At 57.0% G+C, this 16186-nt stretch carries 9 protein-coding genes; 5 read left to right on the forward strand and 4 right to left on the reverse strand.

The window, feature by feature from the left end; all coding sequences use genetic code 11:
- Positions 1 to 287 precede the first annotated feature (287 nt).
- Complete coding sequence (locus WCA10_RS04965; protein ID WP_472821394.1) at positions 288 to 2048, reverse strand: DNA/RNA helicase domain-containing protein; 1761 nt, start codon at positions 2046 to 2048, stop codon at positions 288 to 290.
- Between the two features lie 1180 nt (positions 2049 to 3228).
- Here WCA10_RS04965 and greB point away from each other — a divergent pair.
- Positions 3229 to 3798 carry a transcription elongation factor GreB gene (greB, locus tag WCA10_RS04970; protein ID WP_472821395.1) on the forward strand — a complete coding sequence of 190 codons (570 nt, stop codon included), beginning with the start codon at positions 3229 to 3231 and terminating at the stop codon, positions 3796 to 3798.
- Positions 3799 to 3862: 64 nt separating this feature from the next.
- Here the strand turns inward: greB and WCA10_RS04975 are convergent, their stop codons facing one another.
- Positions 3863 to 4021 (reverse strand): neutral zinc metallopeptidase, encoded by a 159-nt coding sequence (locus WCA10_RS04975; RefSeq protein ID WP_472821396.1) that lies wholly within the window; start codon positions 4019 to 4021, stop codon positions 3863 to 3865.
- Between the two features lie 60 nt (positions 4022 to 4081).
- Between WCA10_RS04975 and WCA10_RS04980 the strand changes: the two genes are divergently transcribed.
- The 3 genes from WCA10_RS04980 to WCA10_RS04990 all read left to right on the forward strand — a co-directional run bounded on the left by WCA10_RS04980 (position 4082) and on the right by WCA10_RS04990 (position 11789).
- On the forward strand, positions 4082 to 5707 hold the full coding sequence (locus tag WCA10_RS04980; RefSeq protein WP_472821397.1) for a tetratricopeptide repeat protein: 1626 nt from the start codon (positions 4082 to 4084) through the stop codon (positions 5705 to 5707).
- Between the two features lie 73 nt (positions 5708 to 5780).
- Positions 5781 to 7562: a CRTAC1 family protein gene (locus WCA10_RS04985; RefSeq protein ID WP_472821398.1), complete on the forward strand. Its 1782-nt coding sequence runs from the start codon at positions 5781 to 5783 to the stop codon at positions 7560 to 7562.
- 405 nt (positions 7563 to 7967) lie between these two features.
- Positions 7968 to 11789 carry an outer membrane beta-barrel protein gene (locus WCA10_RS04990; RefSeq protein ID WP_472821399.1) on the forward strand — a complete coding sequence of 1274 codons (3822 nt, stop codon included), beginning with the start codon at positions 7968 to 7970 and terminating at the stop codon, positions 11787 to 11789.
- A gap of 115 nt (positions 11790 to 11904) precedes the next feature.
- Here WCA10_RS04990 and WCA10_RS04995 read toward each other — a convergent pair whose 3' ends face one another.
- Complete coding sequence (locus WCA10_RS04995; RefSeq protein ID WP_472821400.1) at positions 11905 to 13026, reverse strand: tetratricopeptide repeat protein; 1122 nt, start codon at positions 13024 to 13026, stop codon at positions 11905 to 11907.
- Positions 13027 to 13131: 105 nt separating this feature from the next.
- On the opposite strand from WCA10_RS04995, the gene WCA10_RS05000 reads away from it, so the two are divergent.
- The gene (locus WCA10_RS05000; RefSeq protein WP_472821401.1) at positions 13132 to 14844 is read left to right on the forward strand and encodes a CRTAC1 family protein; all 1713 of its coding nucleotides are present in this window, start codon (positions 13132 to 13134) and stop codon (positions 14842 to 14844) included.
- A 3-nt stretch (positions 14845 to 14847) separates the two neighbouring features.
- Here WCA10_RS05000 and WCA10_RS05005 read toward each other — a convergent pair whose 3' ends face one another.
- Positions 14848 to 15975 carry a tetratricopeptide repeat protein gene (locus WCA10_RS05005; RefSeq protein WP_472821402.1) on the reverse strand — a complete coding sequence of 376 codons (1128 nt, stop codon included), beginning with the start codon at positions 15973 to 15975 and terminating at the stop codon, positions 14848 to 14850.
- Between the last annotated feature and the right edge of the window lie 211 nt (positions 15976 to 16186).

Raw genomic sequence — 16186 nt, forward strand, 5'->3', positions numbered from 1 at the left:
CCGCAGGGGTCGGGGTTCAGTGGTCAGGGGTCAGAATCTACTGATCTGCACTGATCCGGCTCACGCTGGCTGTACTGCTCGATTCAACTTCATTGTGCGCCGGGAGGGGGAAATTACCTGCAAAATGGCGGGGAGTTTTTTGCGAATGGAATGAATGGATTAGGAAGAATCTTTCGGAGTGGGTCTTGACGGGTTGGCGGAGTTGAGCGCGGTTCGCGGGTGATTGCGGAGGGATGGGTTAGGTTTGTGGTTTCCCACGTCTCAAAATCGAGACATGGGGCAATCGGCTAGGTCAATTTAGTAACACCGCAGCGGATTAGATATTGTGCTGTCCGATCGAACTCCTCAGGTGAATTTGTGAGATCATTCGCACTACCCTTCGGAACGAAGATCACCATTCCTTTTCGTGCTCGAGTCAACAAGACACGGTAAGCATTTCTCCTGTAGATCCTCTTCTCTTCGCTTTTAATCGTGGTCCATTTCGTGGCGCTGCCATGGCGCAACATGCTCAGTTGCCAACCGCGTGACTCATCCCAAATAAAATCTCCACCCCAACAGAGCCCGATCCAATCCAATTCCAAACCTTGAATTTCAAATTCAGTTGCAAAAACCTCGCAGCGAGAACTCGATCGCACATCGGAATCTTCTGCAAGATACCAGCGTTCCCAAGGATAGTCCGCATGGAACGACGAATTGGGCTCTAGGCCCTCAACTCTCAAGCGTGCCGCTCCGGAGGAGCCTACCAAGCCGCACCTTTCAACCCCAATCGCTTGCTCTCTCAATCTCGTTCGAGTTTCGCCGAGATTCCGGGAAAGAAATATTGGAAACTTATCGGTAACTTTAAGGCTTGCCGCTTCGTCGGATTTGCCGTCGAGCAAGAGATTTACCCAAGTGGCAAGTTGGTCTGCGCGCAGACTTCGATTCGAAGTTTTGAGATGTAATGCAGAACTCGTTTGGACTTCCTTCTGTGTAGATCGGTCAATGAACAAGCGATGACCTGCAGTGGATTGGCCACCTTCCAGAACCTCTGGGGACGCATAAATTAGCCAATCCTTTGAGGCGGCGACGAGAGCACTTCCCCATTCTTCGAGTCCGGCTTCGCCGTCATTAATCTCCTGGCCGCCCCCTACCAAAGCGACGACCATGGCCCAATCTTGATGTCGCTCCATAATGCGCAACAACATTTCGGGCTCGGAGTAGTCACGCCGGAATTTCTTCATGTTCTGCGCACGATTCCAAGCACGTTGCGCCTCATCAAAGATGATCGCGTGATTTGAGGGCGGCCCTTGGTTGTCATCTGTGTGGTAACGAGCAAAGACATGTACATTCTCAATGAGAGTCTTTGCCTCTGCCCTAGCTTGCGGCGCGTAAGCACCTCCGCGCATGCTCTCTTGAGTAAACAGGTGCTGTAATACCTGAACCAATGGTCCATTGCCACTCATGAAGTGAATTGCATCCGTCTTGTTCTCATCAGAATGTGCAAGGCTCAAACCAACTAAAGTCTTTCCTGAGCCGGGAACACCAGTCAGAAAGCAGATTGCGTGACGATTTTCGGTCCGGGCGCGATCTAAGCACCTCTGTACTTCTAGACCAACATCTTCAATTTCATTTTCAGATGCTTCTGAATGCGCGATCTCTCGAATTGAAAGTCCGCTCCTCAGTGCTAGAGCCGCTTCGAGGATGCTTGGAATGGGAAAATAGGGGCTGTCATCCCAGATCTCTACAGATGCCTGGTATGCGGAAGTATCTTCAACGGCGACCAAGACATCGGGTAGCTCATTCCATGAACTCCGGTAGACGGGAGTTATCCAATAAGTAGCCAGTTGAGGAAACAGCTCCTTTTGTTTTAACGAATCAAAATCCGCTTCATGCGAATCGGATGACACTAATATCGGCACGATTCTGCGATCCGATGACCCTTTATGAAAGTAATGCAAAAGGAGGGCATACTCTTCAATTTGGCGTTTAGCTTGTGATGCCGCGGTTCCGGATTTTGCTTCAATTAGAACTACCGTGTTCCTAATCAGGAGGACCAAATCGATCCGCATCTCTTTGCGCGGAATCGAGAATTCAAGCAGCAGACCCCACTGTTCTGCCGAGCCCGACTTAATAACACACCGGCTTAAGCAGTCCCGAAGCGACTTGAGGTCGCGTTCCCAAGTAAGCGTCTGGTCCGAATACTGGCTTGTGTAACCCCGATTCGCGTACGCGACTCCTAAATGAGCTAGCACGTGCTCATCATTGTGTGAAAGGAACTCATTTACGCTCGACCGAAAGAAACACGTCATTGGGTGGGTGAGTAGCTTCGCTGCCAGGCTATCACCCCAAAAGGCCCTATCCCAGCAGCACGCTCTTTTCCCAGGGTTCGCTTGATGCTGCGGATTTTTTTGCGCGCTCTTCGTTTTCGATGAGGCTGAATCTTACGTGGGCGTCGCGGCAGTCTCTGGGGCTGAGGGTGTTCGCGGCGGGACTGAACAGTTGTGCGCTGACACAATCCAAAAGAAAAAGCAGATCCTTCGCGCCGCTTACCCCATGAACGCCGAGGCGTTCACGGGGCCCCAGGCGTGCGGCGCTCAGGATGACACGGGCTTTGGAGGGTTCGTGGGTGCGGCGCTCAGGATGACACGGGCTTTGGAAGGTTCATGGTTGGCGCTCAGGATGACATGGGCTTTGGAGGGTTCGTGGGTGCGGCGCTCAGGATGACACGGGCTTTGGAAGGTTCGTGGTTGCGGCGCTCAGGATGACACGGGCTTTGGGAGAGTCGTGCGCTCCGGTGTGCGAACTGTGCGGCGGTCGGGATGACACGGGCTGGGGTGGGTTCGTGCTTTCCCCGGTCTCAAACACGAGACCGGGGGCACTCGACACCCGGCAAATGGAGACAGCCCATACCTGGGCCACGCGCCACCTGGCGGCCAGGTTCGGACGTCCCTCCGGGACTCGGACTAATGTTGTTGGGCTAACCCAGGGTTCCGCTGCGCTCCACCCTGGGCTATTATCCTGCGTTCCCTCCGGGAACTTTTCGTGCGGGGAGGAGCTGGAAGACGTGAAAAAATCAGTCAGGGCCGCGGATGAACTCCCATGAACGTGGATGACCTGCAGTGTTTTCCATCGGCGTCCATCTGCATTCATTGCTGGCACGCACTGGATTCGTGCTGGGAGGGCTGGGACTGGGAGGACCGGGAGTGGGCGGATCAGGACTGGGAGGATTAGGACTGGAAGGATCAGGAGATGCGGAAAGGGTTTACGAGAAGACCACAAGGGGACGAGCCTGGGACGCATGGCAAGAACTACATCACGCCGAGCGGGCTCGAGCGCCTCAAAGATGAGCATCGGTTTCTGCTCACCAGGGATCGTCCGGCTGTGGCGGAGGTGGTGGCGTGGGCTGCCAGCAATGGCGATCGCAGTGAAAACGCCGACTATCAGTACGGCAAGCGGCGACTGCGGCAGATCGATGGACGTATTCGCTTTCTCACGAAGCGAATCGAAGCGGCGGAAGTGGTGAACCCGGAAGCGCCGAGAGCGAGGCAGGCGGCGACGAGGGCATTCTTCGGGGCGACCGTGCGCTATGCCAATGCCGCGGGAGCGGAGCGAGTGGTGAGCATCGTAGGCACGGACGAGGTCGATCTCAACCGCAACCACATCAGTTGGGTGTCGCCTCTGGGGCGCGCGTTGATGAAGTCGGCGGCGGGTGACAGCGTAGTTCTGCAAGCGCCGGGCGGGCGAGAAGAACTGACGGTGCTGGAAGTGTGTTACGAGCGCATTTCAGTGGAACCGTTTCGTGAACCAGGTGGATCCTAGACCTCGGCAATGGGGCGCACCGGACGAACATGGGTTGAGTTGGGTTCCTTGTTTCCCGTTTTTCTCAGGGTGCAAGCTTGCCGTTGAAGGTGGGGAAGCTACTGACTTCGCCGCCTTCGAGGCCGCGCTTGAACCACGCGGTGCGCTGGGCGCTTGATCGGTGCGTCCACGATTCGGGACTGACGGCACGGCCGCTCATGCGTTGCACATGATCGTCGCCCACAGCGGCAGCAGAGACGATTCACTCTGAAGTTGTTATCCTTGCTGGCAGGAGATCCTTTCAGTGGGCAATCGGCTGGGCGCGAAGTTTGCAGGTTTTGTGCTGGCCATCGTTTCAGGCTTTGCCGCGACCGCCCATGCCGCATGCACCGGCCCCGCCGCCCTGGTAGCACAACTCAAGGCTCATCCTACGACCGACAATGCGGTTCTGCTGGGCAGCTGGTTCGCCAGCCACAAGCAGTTCGACTGCGCCGTTGCGACGTTTCGAGCTGCGCTGAAGGGCGACCCAAAGTCGGCGCAGCTCCACTATCTTGCCGGCCTCGCGTATGTCGAGAGCCACCGCAACGGCGATGCGCTTCCGGAATTGCAAAAGGCGGTTGAACTCGATCCGCAGGTGATCAAGCCGCACGAGCTGCTGGCATTTGTTCTGGACCAGACGGGCAAACGGCAGGAAGCCGAGCAACAATGGCACCAGGCGCTCGCGATCGATGCGAAGTCGAATACCGCTCTCGAAGGCCTCAGCCAGGATCTCCTCGATCGCAAAGCATTTCTCGACGCTGTACTGTTGCTGCGGGATGCGCCACGCACAGAAAAGTTGACTATCAACCTGGCGCGCGCGCTGGGCAACCTGAACATGCTGGACGAGGCGCGCGATGTGCTGACCGAGGCGTTGAACGCCCACCCCAGTTCTCTGCCGCTTTCAAGCGCATTGGTTGTGGTGCTGGTGAAGCAGGTTCGCTTTCAGGACGCCATCAACCTGGCGCAGCACATGGCCGATACCAATCCCAACAATCAGGATGCGGTGGTGCAGCTCTTTCGCATCCTGGTTCTCACCAACCACATCAACGCTGCGCGGCCCATTGGGCCCAAGCTGCTGGCAGCGCGACCGCACGATCCCGAGGTCCTCTATCTGAACGGAATTGTTCAGCGGGCCGTGGGCGACTACGCCGGGGCGAGAAAACTGCTGGAGCAATCCGTAGCCGGCGATCCGAATTCTCCCAACTCGCATTACGAACTTGGCATGGTGGATGTCTTTCTAAAGGATTGGGCTCCGGCACGCCAGGAACTGGAGAAAGCCATCGCCATGGGCGCAAAGGAGCCGCAGGCGCACTACCAGCTGGCGCTGGCATTGCGTGGGCTTGGCGAATCAGACCTTGCGCGAAAGGAGTTCAGCGCCTACGAACAGCAGAAGGCGAGCGATGAGGCTGATCTTGAAGCGTCAATGAAAGCATCGCAAGCCGACGACGAACTGAAGAGCGGCAAGGTGCCGGACGCAATCGGCCATTATAAGGAAGCAGTCGCAGCCAAGCCGGACAATGCGAATTACAAATACAAGCTGGCGCTCGCGCTCCATCAAACCGACGATGTGGATGGCGAACGCGCTCAACTGGAGCAGGCCGTGAAGTTGGATCCCGACCTGGCCGGCGCACAGAACGAATTGGGCTACCTGCTGTCGCGCGCGGGAGATTCCAATGGCGCCATCGAGCATTTCAGCCAGGCGGTGCATGCGGCGCCCGGTTACGTAGATGCCTGGATTAATCTCGCCGCGGAATTCGCCATGGCGGGACGGTTCCCCGACGCGCGCGACGCGATCGCGATGGCGCTGCGCCTGGAGCCGGAGAACGAGCGCGCAAAGAGGCTGAATGATCGTCTGTCTCACGATTCTGCCGCGCGGCAAGCCCATCCGTGATCAGATCAAATCGCAAACACGCGCCCGTTTGCCGCTTCCAGCGCAGCAGTGTCAAAATGAAGAAGCTTAAAGGATGAAGAAGTTCTTCCCCACTTCCGGCTGGAGCCGGCGAAGAGTGTTGCAGGCGGCTTCCGCGATGTGCGCTTCCGCGGTTCTTCCGCGTGGTCTTCTGGCAGCGCAAGCCGATCATCCTGACACCGTTCATCCCGCCCCGGCGGCCAAGCCTTTCTCGACGTTTACCGATATCGCCGCAAGCGCCGGCCTGACCGCCACGATGTATTACGGCACTCCAGAAGCCGTGACCTACATCATTGAGGAGATGGGTGGGGGCTGCGCCTTCTTCGATTATGACAACGACGGCTGGATCGACATCTTCATCCTTGGCGGCCGAACCCTGGAGGGCGCGCCGCCAGGAGCATCCAACCGGCTCTACAAAAACAATCGCGACGGGACATTCAAGGACGTCACAAAGGAAGCGGGCCTGTGGGATGCCGGATGGGCGGTCGGTGTGTGCGTGGGTGACTACAACAACGACGGATTCGAAGACCTCTTTCTCACCTACTACGGCCAGAACAAGCTCTACCACAACAATGGAAACGGCACTTTTACCGATGTTACGGAGAAGGCGCATCTCACGCACGACACCATCCGATTCGGCGCGGGTTGCACGTTCATCGATTACAACCGGGACGGATTTCTCGATCTGTTTGTCTCGAACTATGTCGATATCGACATGGCCAACGCGCTGAAACCATCTCTGAACGTTCCAAATTGCAATTACGAGGGCGTGCCGGTCGCGTGCGGTCCGAAGGGTCTTAAGGCGCCGCAGCATTTCCTCTATAAGAACAACGGCGATGGCACATTTACCGACGTCTCCAAAGAGTCCGGGATTGCAGCCATCAAGAGTTCTTATGGGCTCACCGCTGTCAGCTTCGACGTTGACGAAGACGGCTGGCCTGACCTGTTTGTGGCCTGTGACACCACGCAGAGCCTTCTACTGCTGAACAATCACGACGGCACTTTTCACGAAGAGGGCCTGATGCGCGGCGTGGCCATCAGCCCGGACGGGCAGGAGATGGCGGGCATGGGGATCGGCGTGGGCGATTTTGATCTCGACGGACACCTCGATGTCGTCAAAACCCATTTCCAACTGCAGGCCGCGGGCCTCTACAAGAACGACGGCAAAGGCAACTTTGACGACGTGGCGCAGCAGGCTGGACTGGCTGGAGAACGGACCTATGTGAGCTGGGGGACGTGCCTGTTCGATTTGGATAACGACGGCTGGCCAGACATTTTCTGGGTTACGGGAAACGTTTACGCGGAAGTGGAGAAAATCAATCCCAAATTCCCGTACAAAGGGCCGCGGGTGCTGTTCCGAAATCGGGGCAATGGCACCTTTGCGCGGATGGGGGATGAAGCGGGCCCGGCGATCGGAGTTCACCACGTAAGCAGGGGTTGCGCCTTTGGCGATTTCGACAACGACGGCGATCTGGATATGGTGATCATGAACCAGCACGAGCCGCCATCGCTGCTGCGCAATGACGCGCCCAAAGAGAACCATTGGATCAAGGTTCGGCTTGAGGGGACGAAGAGCAATCGCAGCGCCATTGGCGCGCGTGTGCTGGTACGCTATGGCGGCAAAACGCAGGCGCAGGCGGTCATGAGCCAGGCCAGTTACATGTCATCGAATGACCCCCGCCTTCACTTCGGACTGGGTTCGGAAACGACCGCCGACATCGAAGTAGTGTGGCCGACGGGAGCGGTGGAAAAATACCTTTCACAGCCCGCCAATCGCCTGATTACCATCCTCGAGGGCCATGGAATCGTACCGGGCAGGCCGTTCCTGCCGGCCTGATATAGGGTGCTTTAGATCACATCCAAAAGCCGAGGCTCGGCGTACAAGTGTACGGGGTAATTTCTCCCTTTCTCTTGGGAGCTTTTGAGCCGAAAACGGACAAAAAACGAATCCGGTGACAATTAAATGACAACTGGCCAGAATGGCTGCCCGGATAAATCTTGCGAAATCTGAGTGATAAGGGAAACCGTTTTACTTGAGGGTTCCTGGCTCAAAAAGCGCTTGCCCATAGTGTATCGACTGTGTTATCGATACTCGATTCACTTCGATGGTTTTCTGGCAATGGCTAACTCCGGCGCGTCGGGGTCAGTTGTCTGCCGGATATTAAAAAACAAGAACAACAAAACGCTTCAGGAGGCTTGGTAAATGTTTACAAATCAAAGAAAGACATCGAAAGTTTCATCGATGTCAAAATGGTTCAGGCGAGTGCCTTGGCTGGTTTTGCCGGTCATGGTGTTGGCCTTTTCCATCGCACATGCACAGCAACTGACCGCAACGTTGAGTGGCACCGTCACCGACCAAACGGACGCCCGCGTACCGGGGGCCAAGGTTGTTGTCAACAACGAGGCAACGGGCGATACCCGCGCAACCACGGCCGATGCCCAGGGATTCTTTTCGGTAACCGCTTTGATCCCCGGCACGTACAAGGTCACGATTACCGCGAAAAGCTTCGCCACATGGGAAGAGAACGGCATCCTGCTGAACCAGGGCGACAGCCGAACCATCCCAAGCATTCACCTTAAAATCGGTTCCGAAGCAACGGCCGTCACGGTCATCTCCGGCGCCGATGCCGAAATCCCGGTTGACTCCGCAGAAGTCAGCGCCACCCTGAACAACGAACTCGTCGACTCCGCCATTTTGACGGGACGCAACGCAGCCGAGCTGATCAAGATGATGCCCGGCGTCACGTTCAACAACGCGGGCGGCGCAGGCTCCGCCTACAACGGCCAGGTGACCGGCACCAACAACGGACCCGCCGGCAACTTCTCTGCCAACGGCACCCAGCCTTATGGCTCAACCGCCGTCATCCTCGATGGCGCCAACCTGATCGATCCGGGCAACGCCGGAACGCAGGTTGCCAACATCAACCAGGACATGACAGACAGCGTCAAGTTCCTGTCGGCCTCGTACGGCGCCGAATATGCGAAGGGCCCGGCTATTCTGCAGGCCTTTTCGAAGAGCGGTGGCCAGAAGTTCCACGGCGAAGGCTACTTCTACGCGCGCAACTCAGCGATCGGTTATGCCAATGACTGGGACAATAAGGCCAACGGCAAGCCGCTGCCCGTGCAGAGCTACTACTACCTTGGCGGCAACATCGGCGGACCGGTGTTCTTTCCGCATTTCAACCACAACCGCGACAAGCTGTTCTTCTGGGCTGGTTACGAGTACATGATCCAGCATCCATATTGCAACAGCTGCTACGGTGGCGCCCCAACCGAAATGAACGTCCCGACCGCGGATCAGCTGGCCGGCAACTTTAACAATACCGGCCTCGATCCGCACATCCTTTCGACCTATCCGGCAGCCTATGCTCTCCCTTGTAATACGGACGACGGATGGCAGGGCTGCAACAGCAATGCTTCACCGTGGGGCGGCTACGGTTCGGGCACGGTTCCGAACGTAAGTGCGTATTTCGATCCGCAAGGCATGATCTACACGAAGATGAATCCCGCTGCCAACCAGGCGCCAAGTGCGACCAACGGCTGGAACAACTTCGGGATCACGCCAAGCACGCCGCAGAATCGCTGGGAAGTGACCGGGAAGGCGACCTATGCCTTCAATGACAACAACAAGCTCTGGGGCTCCTACACGTACCAGACGGAGACCGACCAACATCCGCTGTCTGTCTGGTGGGCGCCGGAGTGGACGATTCCTTATCCCGCCGAGCCGGTCGCGAAGGAAAAGGCGCATGTTTACCTGGCTAACTACACGCACGTATTCAGCGCCACGACAACCAACGAGTTTGTATTCTCGTATGCCGAGTTCGTCAACGATGTAGGGCTTACGAACACCGCCTCCGTCAGTCGCAAGGCTCTCGGTTTCCCTGCAGAGAGTTTGTTTGGAACACCAAAAACCGATCAGATAGCAAACTCGACCGGCGGCTGGAGTTCCGGTTTAACCGAAATTAACGAGTTTGACTTCAACAGCGGCATCTATGGCCCGAACACCTTCGGAAAGACCTCGAAGGCACCGGCTATCAGCGATACGTTCACAAAGATTGTTGGAACGCACTCGCTGAAGGCCGGCTTCTACTGGGATACTTTCGAAAACCTTCAGGCCAACGGAAGCGCCATCAACGGCAACTACGACTTTGAGAATTGGGGCTCCACGTCAACGTACAACATGACACTCGATCGCATGATGATGCGTCCGCAGACCTACTCGGAGCAAAACAGCGACGTGGTGCCGCAAATCACGCAGCACGAGTGGTCGCTCTGGGCTCAGGACTCGTGGAAAGCAACGCGGAAGATGACGCTGAATATCGGTCTCCGCGCAGATCATGAAGGGCAGTGGTACGACGCAATCGGTGGAACACAGGTATGGGATCCGGCAAGCTACGTGAACACCCCGAACCCGCCTGCCGACACCGGTATCATCTGGCACAGCACAGCCCATCCGAACATCCCGAATTCGGGCTGGGTGAGCCCGCTGTTCTTTTACAACCCGCGTCTGGGCGTCGCCTATGACGTATTCGGAACCGGCAGAACCGTGGTTCGTGCAGGATTCGGCACTTACCGCTACCAGGTATCGTCAAACGACGGCAGCGCTGCGATGGGTGGTCCGCTCGGTTCGTTCTCCTATGCCACCGGAAGCGCAGGCGTAAACGGCTTCTATGGAGCCGGGGTTCAGGCTGGGCTTGTGTGCACCAGCATCACGGCAGGTTTGAACTCGAACTGCTCGGCAACTAACCAGATCACCGTTCCTCAGGGCGTGAACCAGGTTGGTACGCAGGTTACCGCCGACAAGGAAGGCGACAACAAGGTCCCCTATGCGAATACCTACAGCTTCGGCGTAGCCCAGGCATTACCTGGCCATACCGTCGCCGAGGTTTCCTATGTGGGAAGCATGAGCCGCAATCAGCTCGAAAACGGAGGCAACGGCCATATTTCGGACGCCAATCCCGTAGCTTACGGCGCGTTCTTCACTCCCGATCCGAAGACCGGGCTTTACACCAACGTAGCTCCGATCACACCGGCAGGGTCTCCCAGCGGTTACACAATCAACGGTCCCAATACGAACGATTGGCGCGCGTTGAATAATTACCAGAGCATCTTCATTCAGACCCACGGCGGCTACGCAAACTACAACTCCTTGCAGGTCTCTGCTCAGAAGCAATCGGGCAACCTGTACATGTTCACCAACTTCACCTTCGGCAAGGTCCTGGGCACCCGCGACGGTTCCACTTCAAACGGAAACGGCAACGGCTCGGTCGTCAACCCGTTCAGCCTTGACTCAAATTATGGTCCGCTCGGGTACGACCATACCAAGACCTTCAATCTTTCGTTCAGCTACAAGCTACCCAAGCCTATCCACAACAACTGGGCGCTGGGCGAGTTGGTCAACGGGTGGGAACTCTCCAACTACACGACGTATGAGGACGGATCTCCCTACCAGGCAAATTCGCAGAATATGAACATGAACTACCAGCAGTATCACACTCCAAGCGGTGCGACAATCAATACGCCGATTACGATGCCGATTCCCGCGACCGCCGTGGATACCGACACCAACGGCGCTACCGTTGTTGCCGGCAACCAGACATATTCCATCGGGAATAACACCTGGTTGGGTACAAGCCAGCCTGAAGCTGGTTTGCAGCCTCTCATCATCTGCGATCCCCGCAAGGGATTGCTGAAGAACCAGTACTTCAACCCCAACTGCTTTGCAGCGCCTCTGCCGCCGACAGCAACGTCGTTCGGACAAAACGGTCAGATCATCTGGCCCTACATCCGCAACCCACATTACTTCGGCAGCGATCTGGCGATCTTCAAGGCATTCAGAGTCACCGATGCCCAGCGCGTCGAGGTTCGTATCTCGGCGACCAACTGGCTGAACCACCCGAACGCGCAGTTCGGATTGGCCGGCAACTCGGACAACAGCCTGCTGTTCAACGGGCTCAGCACTGGTTCAGCGCTGACCTACAACTCAAACTCGAGCACCACCGGTATCCCGCAAAACAAGGTTGGATTCCGCTGGATGCAGTTCGCAGCCAAGTACTACTTCTGATTCAGTTCAGAAGCGTACCTTTTGAGGGGTGGCCATTGGCCGCCCCTCTTTTGTTCTCGTTTATTCGCGGCTCGACCGGATATCCCTGGCCAGTCGCGGCGAAAATCCCTTCAAGTCAAGGTTTCTTTGCTTCCCTTCTCTGCTGCTCCGCCTCAAGGCGCTGAACGATCTGGCGCTCCCTGTCTCCATCAGCAGGACGTTTCAACTTGTAATAGACAGTGGCGAGCGCGACGTGTGGGTCCAGCCAGTTCGGAGCGGTTCGTTCCAGGTCTTCGAGAATTCGTTCTGCTTCCTGAAAGCGGCCTCTGAGTTCATTCAGCTTCGCCATCTGGAGGAGAGCGAGAGGCCAATTTGGACGCAACTGTAGAGCAAGCTCCAGAAGTGGCTGCGCTTCATCCAGGTTTCTTTGCTCAAGGCGAATCGTGCCGAGGTATAGATTAGCCATGAAGTCCGCGGGATCATCACGGAGCGCCGCTTTGAAGGCAATAACAGCGCCGTCCACATCGCCATGACCATACCTGGCCTGGCCATCGAGAGTAGATGCGCCGGGGAGCTTCGGATTGAGCTTAAGCGCAGCATCCAGATCCGCCTGGGCCATCTCCATCTCCTTCCGGTAGAATCGTGCAGATCCCGATGCAAGCCACGCCTCGGCCGAATTCTTCTCTTTCGCGAGCTTCTCCATGCGCGGTAGCCCGTCGTCCAGGTTGCCGGAGGCGATTAGCGCAAATGCGTAGACGTATTCGAGCTGGAAGTTATCTGCGTGACCAGCTTCCAATGGCCTCAACACGCTGACGGAGTCCGCCGGACGATTCAGTTTGTTATAGGTATAAGCAAGCAAGACAGCAAGGTTTGCATCCGCAGGATGCGCTGCGTAGAGCCTCTCAAATTGAATCCGCGCGTGATTCCAGTCGCCGGTGCGATAGTATGCCATCGCGAGATTCATACGGACGTTTTCGTTTTCAGGAGCATCATCGATGGCGCGGGTATCTTCGTCGATGGCGGCATTGAGGTCGCCGGCTGCCGCTAATGCGGAGCCAAGATTGGCATGCGCCTGAACCATATCGGGATTCAGCTCAAGCGCTCTTCGGAAATCGGCGATCGCTGTCTTCAGGTCTCCATGTTCTTGAGCGACAGTTCCCTCTCGCAGCGCCGACTCGGCGTCGGCTACCGGACTCGGCGACTGACCGGCAGCCGCGTGAATCAGCAAACCCGCACACACTATTGGACTAACTCGCATCGATCTCAGGATAGAACATTGCGTGCGCCGCGCAGGCTTTAGAATCTGCGCGCGAGAATAGTACAATCCAAGTGGGGTGGCTCTATCGCTGCCCCTTTCCTTTGCATGCGTAGTTTCGCAATCGCCTTCATTCATCTCGCGGCTCCGGCCCTGTTCACCCTGGCCCTATGCTCTTCTATGCAGGCACAACAGAAGGCGACTCCGCAGACGCTGCCTGCGCCCATTCGCTTCGAACTCAAAAAGCTGCCTTTTCAGGTCGACAGCAATCAGAGTCCCGCCAAAAATGTTCCGGAAACGATGGCTGGCGGCGTCGCCGTCTTTGACTATAACGGCGACGGCTGGCCCGATATCTTCTTCACCAATGGAGCAGATCTCGCGACCCTGGAGAAATCCTCGCCGAAGTACGATAACCGTCTCTTCCGCAACAATGGCGACGGCACCTTCACCGATGTCACTGAGCAAGCAGGCCTCAAGGGAACGGGTTTCGATGTCGGTGTCGCTATCGGCGATTATGACAACGACGGTCACCCCGACATCTTCGTCGCCGGCGTTCACGGCAACGCGCTCTATCGCAACAACGGCGACGGAACCTTCACGGATGTGACGAAGAAGGCCGGCCTCGATAAGTGGAACGATCCGGAATACGGCCCGCTATGGGCGGTTGCCGGCGTGTGGGTCGACGTGAATAACGACGGCCTGCTCGATCTCTTCATCGTCAACTATCTGCAGTGGACGTACTCCAATATTCCCAAGTGCGTGATTGAAGGCGTGGCGGAGTACTGCCATCCTCGCTACTACAAGGGGCTTCCCAACCAGCTTTTTCTTAACCAGGGCGACGGCACTTTCAAGGATGTCTCGAAGGAATGGGGCATACGCGACCACGTCGGCAAGGGCATGGGCGTGGGCATGGCAGACTACGATCTCGACGGCAAGCCCGATCTTTTTGTAACGAATGATGCGGAGTATGCTTTTCTCTTTCACAACCTCGGCAACAAGTTTGAGGAAGTCGCTTTCCAGACCAACGTCGCTTTAGCTGAAGATGCGGCATTCATCTCCGGCATGGGCAATGATTTTCGCGATGTCAATAATGACGGCTATCCCGACATTGTGTATGTCGCTCTCAAGAGCCAGACCTTTCCCATTTACCTGAACACCGGCAAAGGGGATTTCACCGAAGCGACTGCACCGAGCGGCATGCGCAATTTGAGCATGGGCATGTCGGGCTTCGGGCCGGCCTTGTACGATTTCGACAACGATGGCTGGAAAGACTTTTTCGTCACGCGAGGACAAGTGACTTCGGTCTGGCCGCCGGGATACAAGTTTGCTGAGCCGAACGTGGTGTTCCGCAACCTCGGCGCAAACGGAAAATGGCAGAAGCTTACGGCTGAAGCCGGGTTTACAGACGCAACCGCAGCAAGGCATCGCGGCTGCGCGTTTGGGGACTTTGATGGCGACGGACGCATGGACATCGTCGCCACCAGCCTCGATCAACCCGCTGAATTGTGGATGAACCGCAGCCCCAACGCCGGGCACTGGCTCGATATTGCATTGCGCGGAGTCAAATCGAATCGCGACGGCATCGGCGCACGCATCAAGGTCGTGACCAACACCGGCACGCAGTACAACCACCAGACTTCCAGCGCCGGTTACGCCTCTTCGACCCTCGGACCGGTGCACTTCGGACTCGGCGCGGAGACAAAGGCAAACACAGTCGAGATCCATTGGCCGAGCGGCATCGTGCAAACACTCCAAAACGTCGCCGCGGACCAGATCCTCAAGGTCACGGAGCCTGCCGAATCCACTTCACTGAAAAAGTAGGAATCACTGTTTGGGCGGGCCGGCCTTCTGCTGCCTGGCTTCGATCTGCTGCACAATATTCCGTTCTCGCTGTCCGTCATCGGGACGATGCAGCTTGTAATAAATGGGCGCGAGCTCAATGTGCGGATCGATCCAGTTGGGATCTGCCTTTTCCAGCTCTTCCAGTGTCGCGGCGGCCTCTGCATATTTGCCGGTCATGGCATTCAGCTTGGCCATCTGAAGTCGCGCCATCGGCGACTTCGGTTGCAGTTGCAAGGCAAGCTCGAGCATGGGCCTGGCGCTGTCAAGATTCCGTTGCTTCAGGCGCATCGTTCCCAGGTAGAGATTCGCGGTAAAGTCCCTGGGGTCCGCCTTCAGTGCCGCCTCAAAGGCGGGTTGCGCCGCTTCCACATCACCGAGCGCATCCCGGGCTTGGCCCGCCATTGTGAAGAGGCCGGGAAAATCCCCGTGCAGATTGATTGCAGCATCCAGATCAGCCCGCGCTTCGTGGAACTCCCGGCGCCGCAATCGCGCTGTCCCCGCGATAAAATAACCGTCCGCGGATTGCGTCGCCTTCGCTACTTTCTCCATGCGCGGCAGACCGGCTGTCTCTTCTCCGGAATCAATCAGGGCGTAGGCCAACACGTATTCCAGATCCATGTTGCTTTCGCGCCCGTTCTCGAGCGGCGTCAGCATCGCTGCTGCTTCGCTCGATTTATCCAGCTTGATATCTGTGTATCCCAACAGAACGGCAGCAGCCACATCCTGCGGCCTGGCAACATGCACCGCTTCAAACGCGGTGTGCGCATTCTCCATGTCGCCTTTCTTGTAATAGGCCAGGCCAAGATTCATCCGTACGGCCGTCTGGTCCGGCGCCGAAGCCAGGGCCCTGGTGTCTTCCACGATTGCAGCGTCGAATTGGCCCGCCTCAGAAAGCGCCGCTCCCAGGTTGGCGCGCGCTTCAGCGAGCTTCGGATCGATGGCCAGGGCCTTGCGATAATCGTCAATTGCCGCGTTCAGATCCTTGTGCTGCTGGGCGGCAACGCCCTTGCGCAGGTATTCGTCCGCCTCATTCAAGGGAGCTGGTTTGCTTGTCTGCGCCCACGCCGCATGGAGCGTCAGCGCGACCAACACAATTGAAACGGATCGCATGATACCAGAATAAAGCAACGTTGCCGCGCCTGGATGCGGCTCTGAAACCTTCTCGCACTGCCGCGTTTCGTCATTCACCGGCCGACTAGAGCATTTCACTAGTTACTGTGCACGGGGTCATTTGTGTTGCAAGCTAGGAGTGGCGATTGTCCGCACACCCAGATGCCGGAACCATACTCGAACGATCTGCGAGGGAAGTTCTTTGCGGCGT

It is taken from the genome of Occallatibacter sp. (genome assembly GCF_049582745.1).
Taxonomy (GTDB): Bacteria; Acidobacteriota; Terriglobia; order Terriglobales; family Acidobacteriaceae; genus Telmatobacter.

Coding starts and splice junctions, on each gene's coding strand:
- WCA10_RS04965 (WP_472821394.1), bottom strand. CDS start 2,048: ATGCGGATCGATTTGGTCCTCCTGATTAGGAACACGGTAGTTCTAATT.
- greB (WP_472821395.1), top strand. CDS start 3,229: ATGCGGAAAGGGTTTACGAGAAGACCACAAGGGGACGAGCCTGGGACG.
- WCA10_RS04985 (WP_472821398.1), top strand. CDS start 5,781: ATGAAGAAGTTCTTCCCCACTTCCGGCTGGAGCCGGCGAAGAGTGTTG.
- WCA10_RS04990 (WP_472821399.1), top strand. CDS start 7,968: ATGTCAAAATGGTTCAGGCGAGTGCCTTGGCTGGTTTTGCCGGTCATG.
- WCA10_RS04995 (WP_472821400.1), bottom strand. CDS start 13,026: ATGCGAGTTAGTCCAATAGTGTGTGCGGGTTTGCTGATTCACGCGGCT.
- WCA10_RS05000 (WP_472821401.1), top strand. CDS start 13,132: ATGCGTAGTTTCGCAATCGCCTTCATTCATCTCGCGGCTCCGGCCCTG.
- WCA10_RS05005 (WP_472821402.1), bottom strand. CDS start 15,975: ATGCGATCCGTTTCAATTGTGTTGGTCGCGCTGACGCTCCATGCGGCG.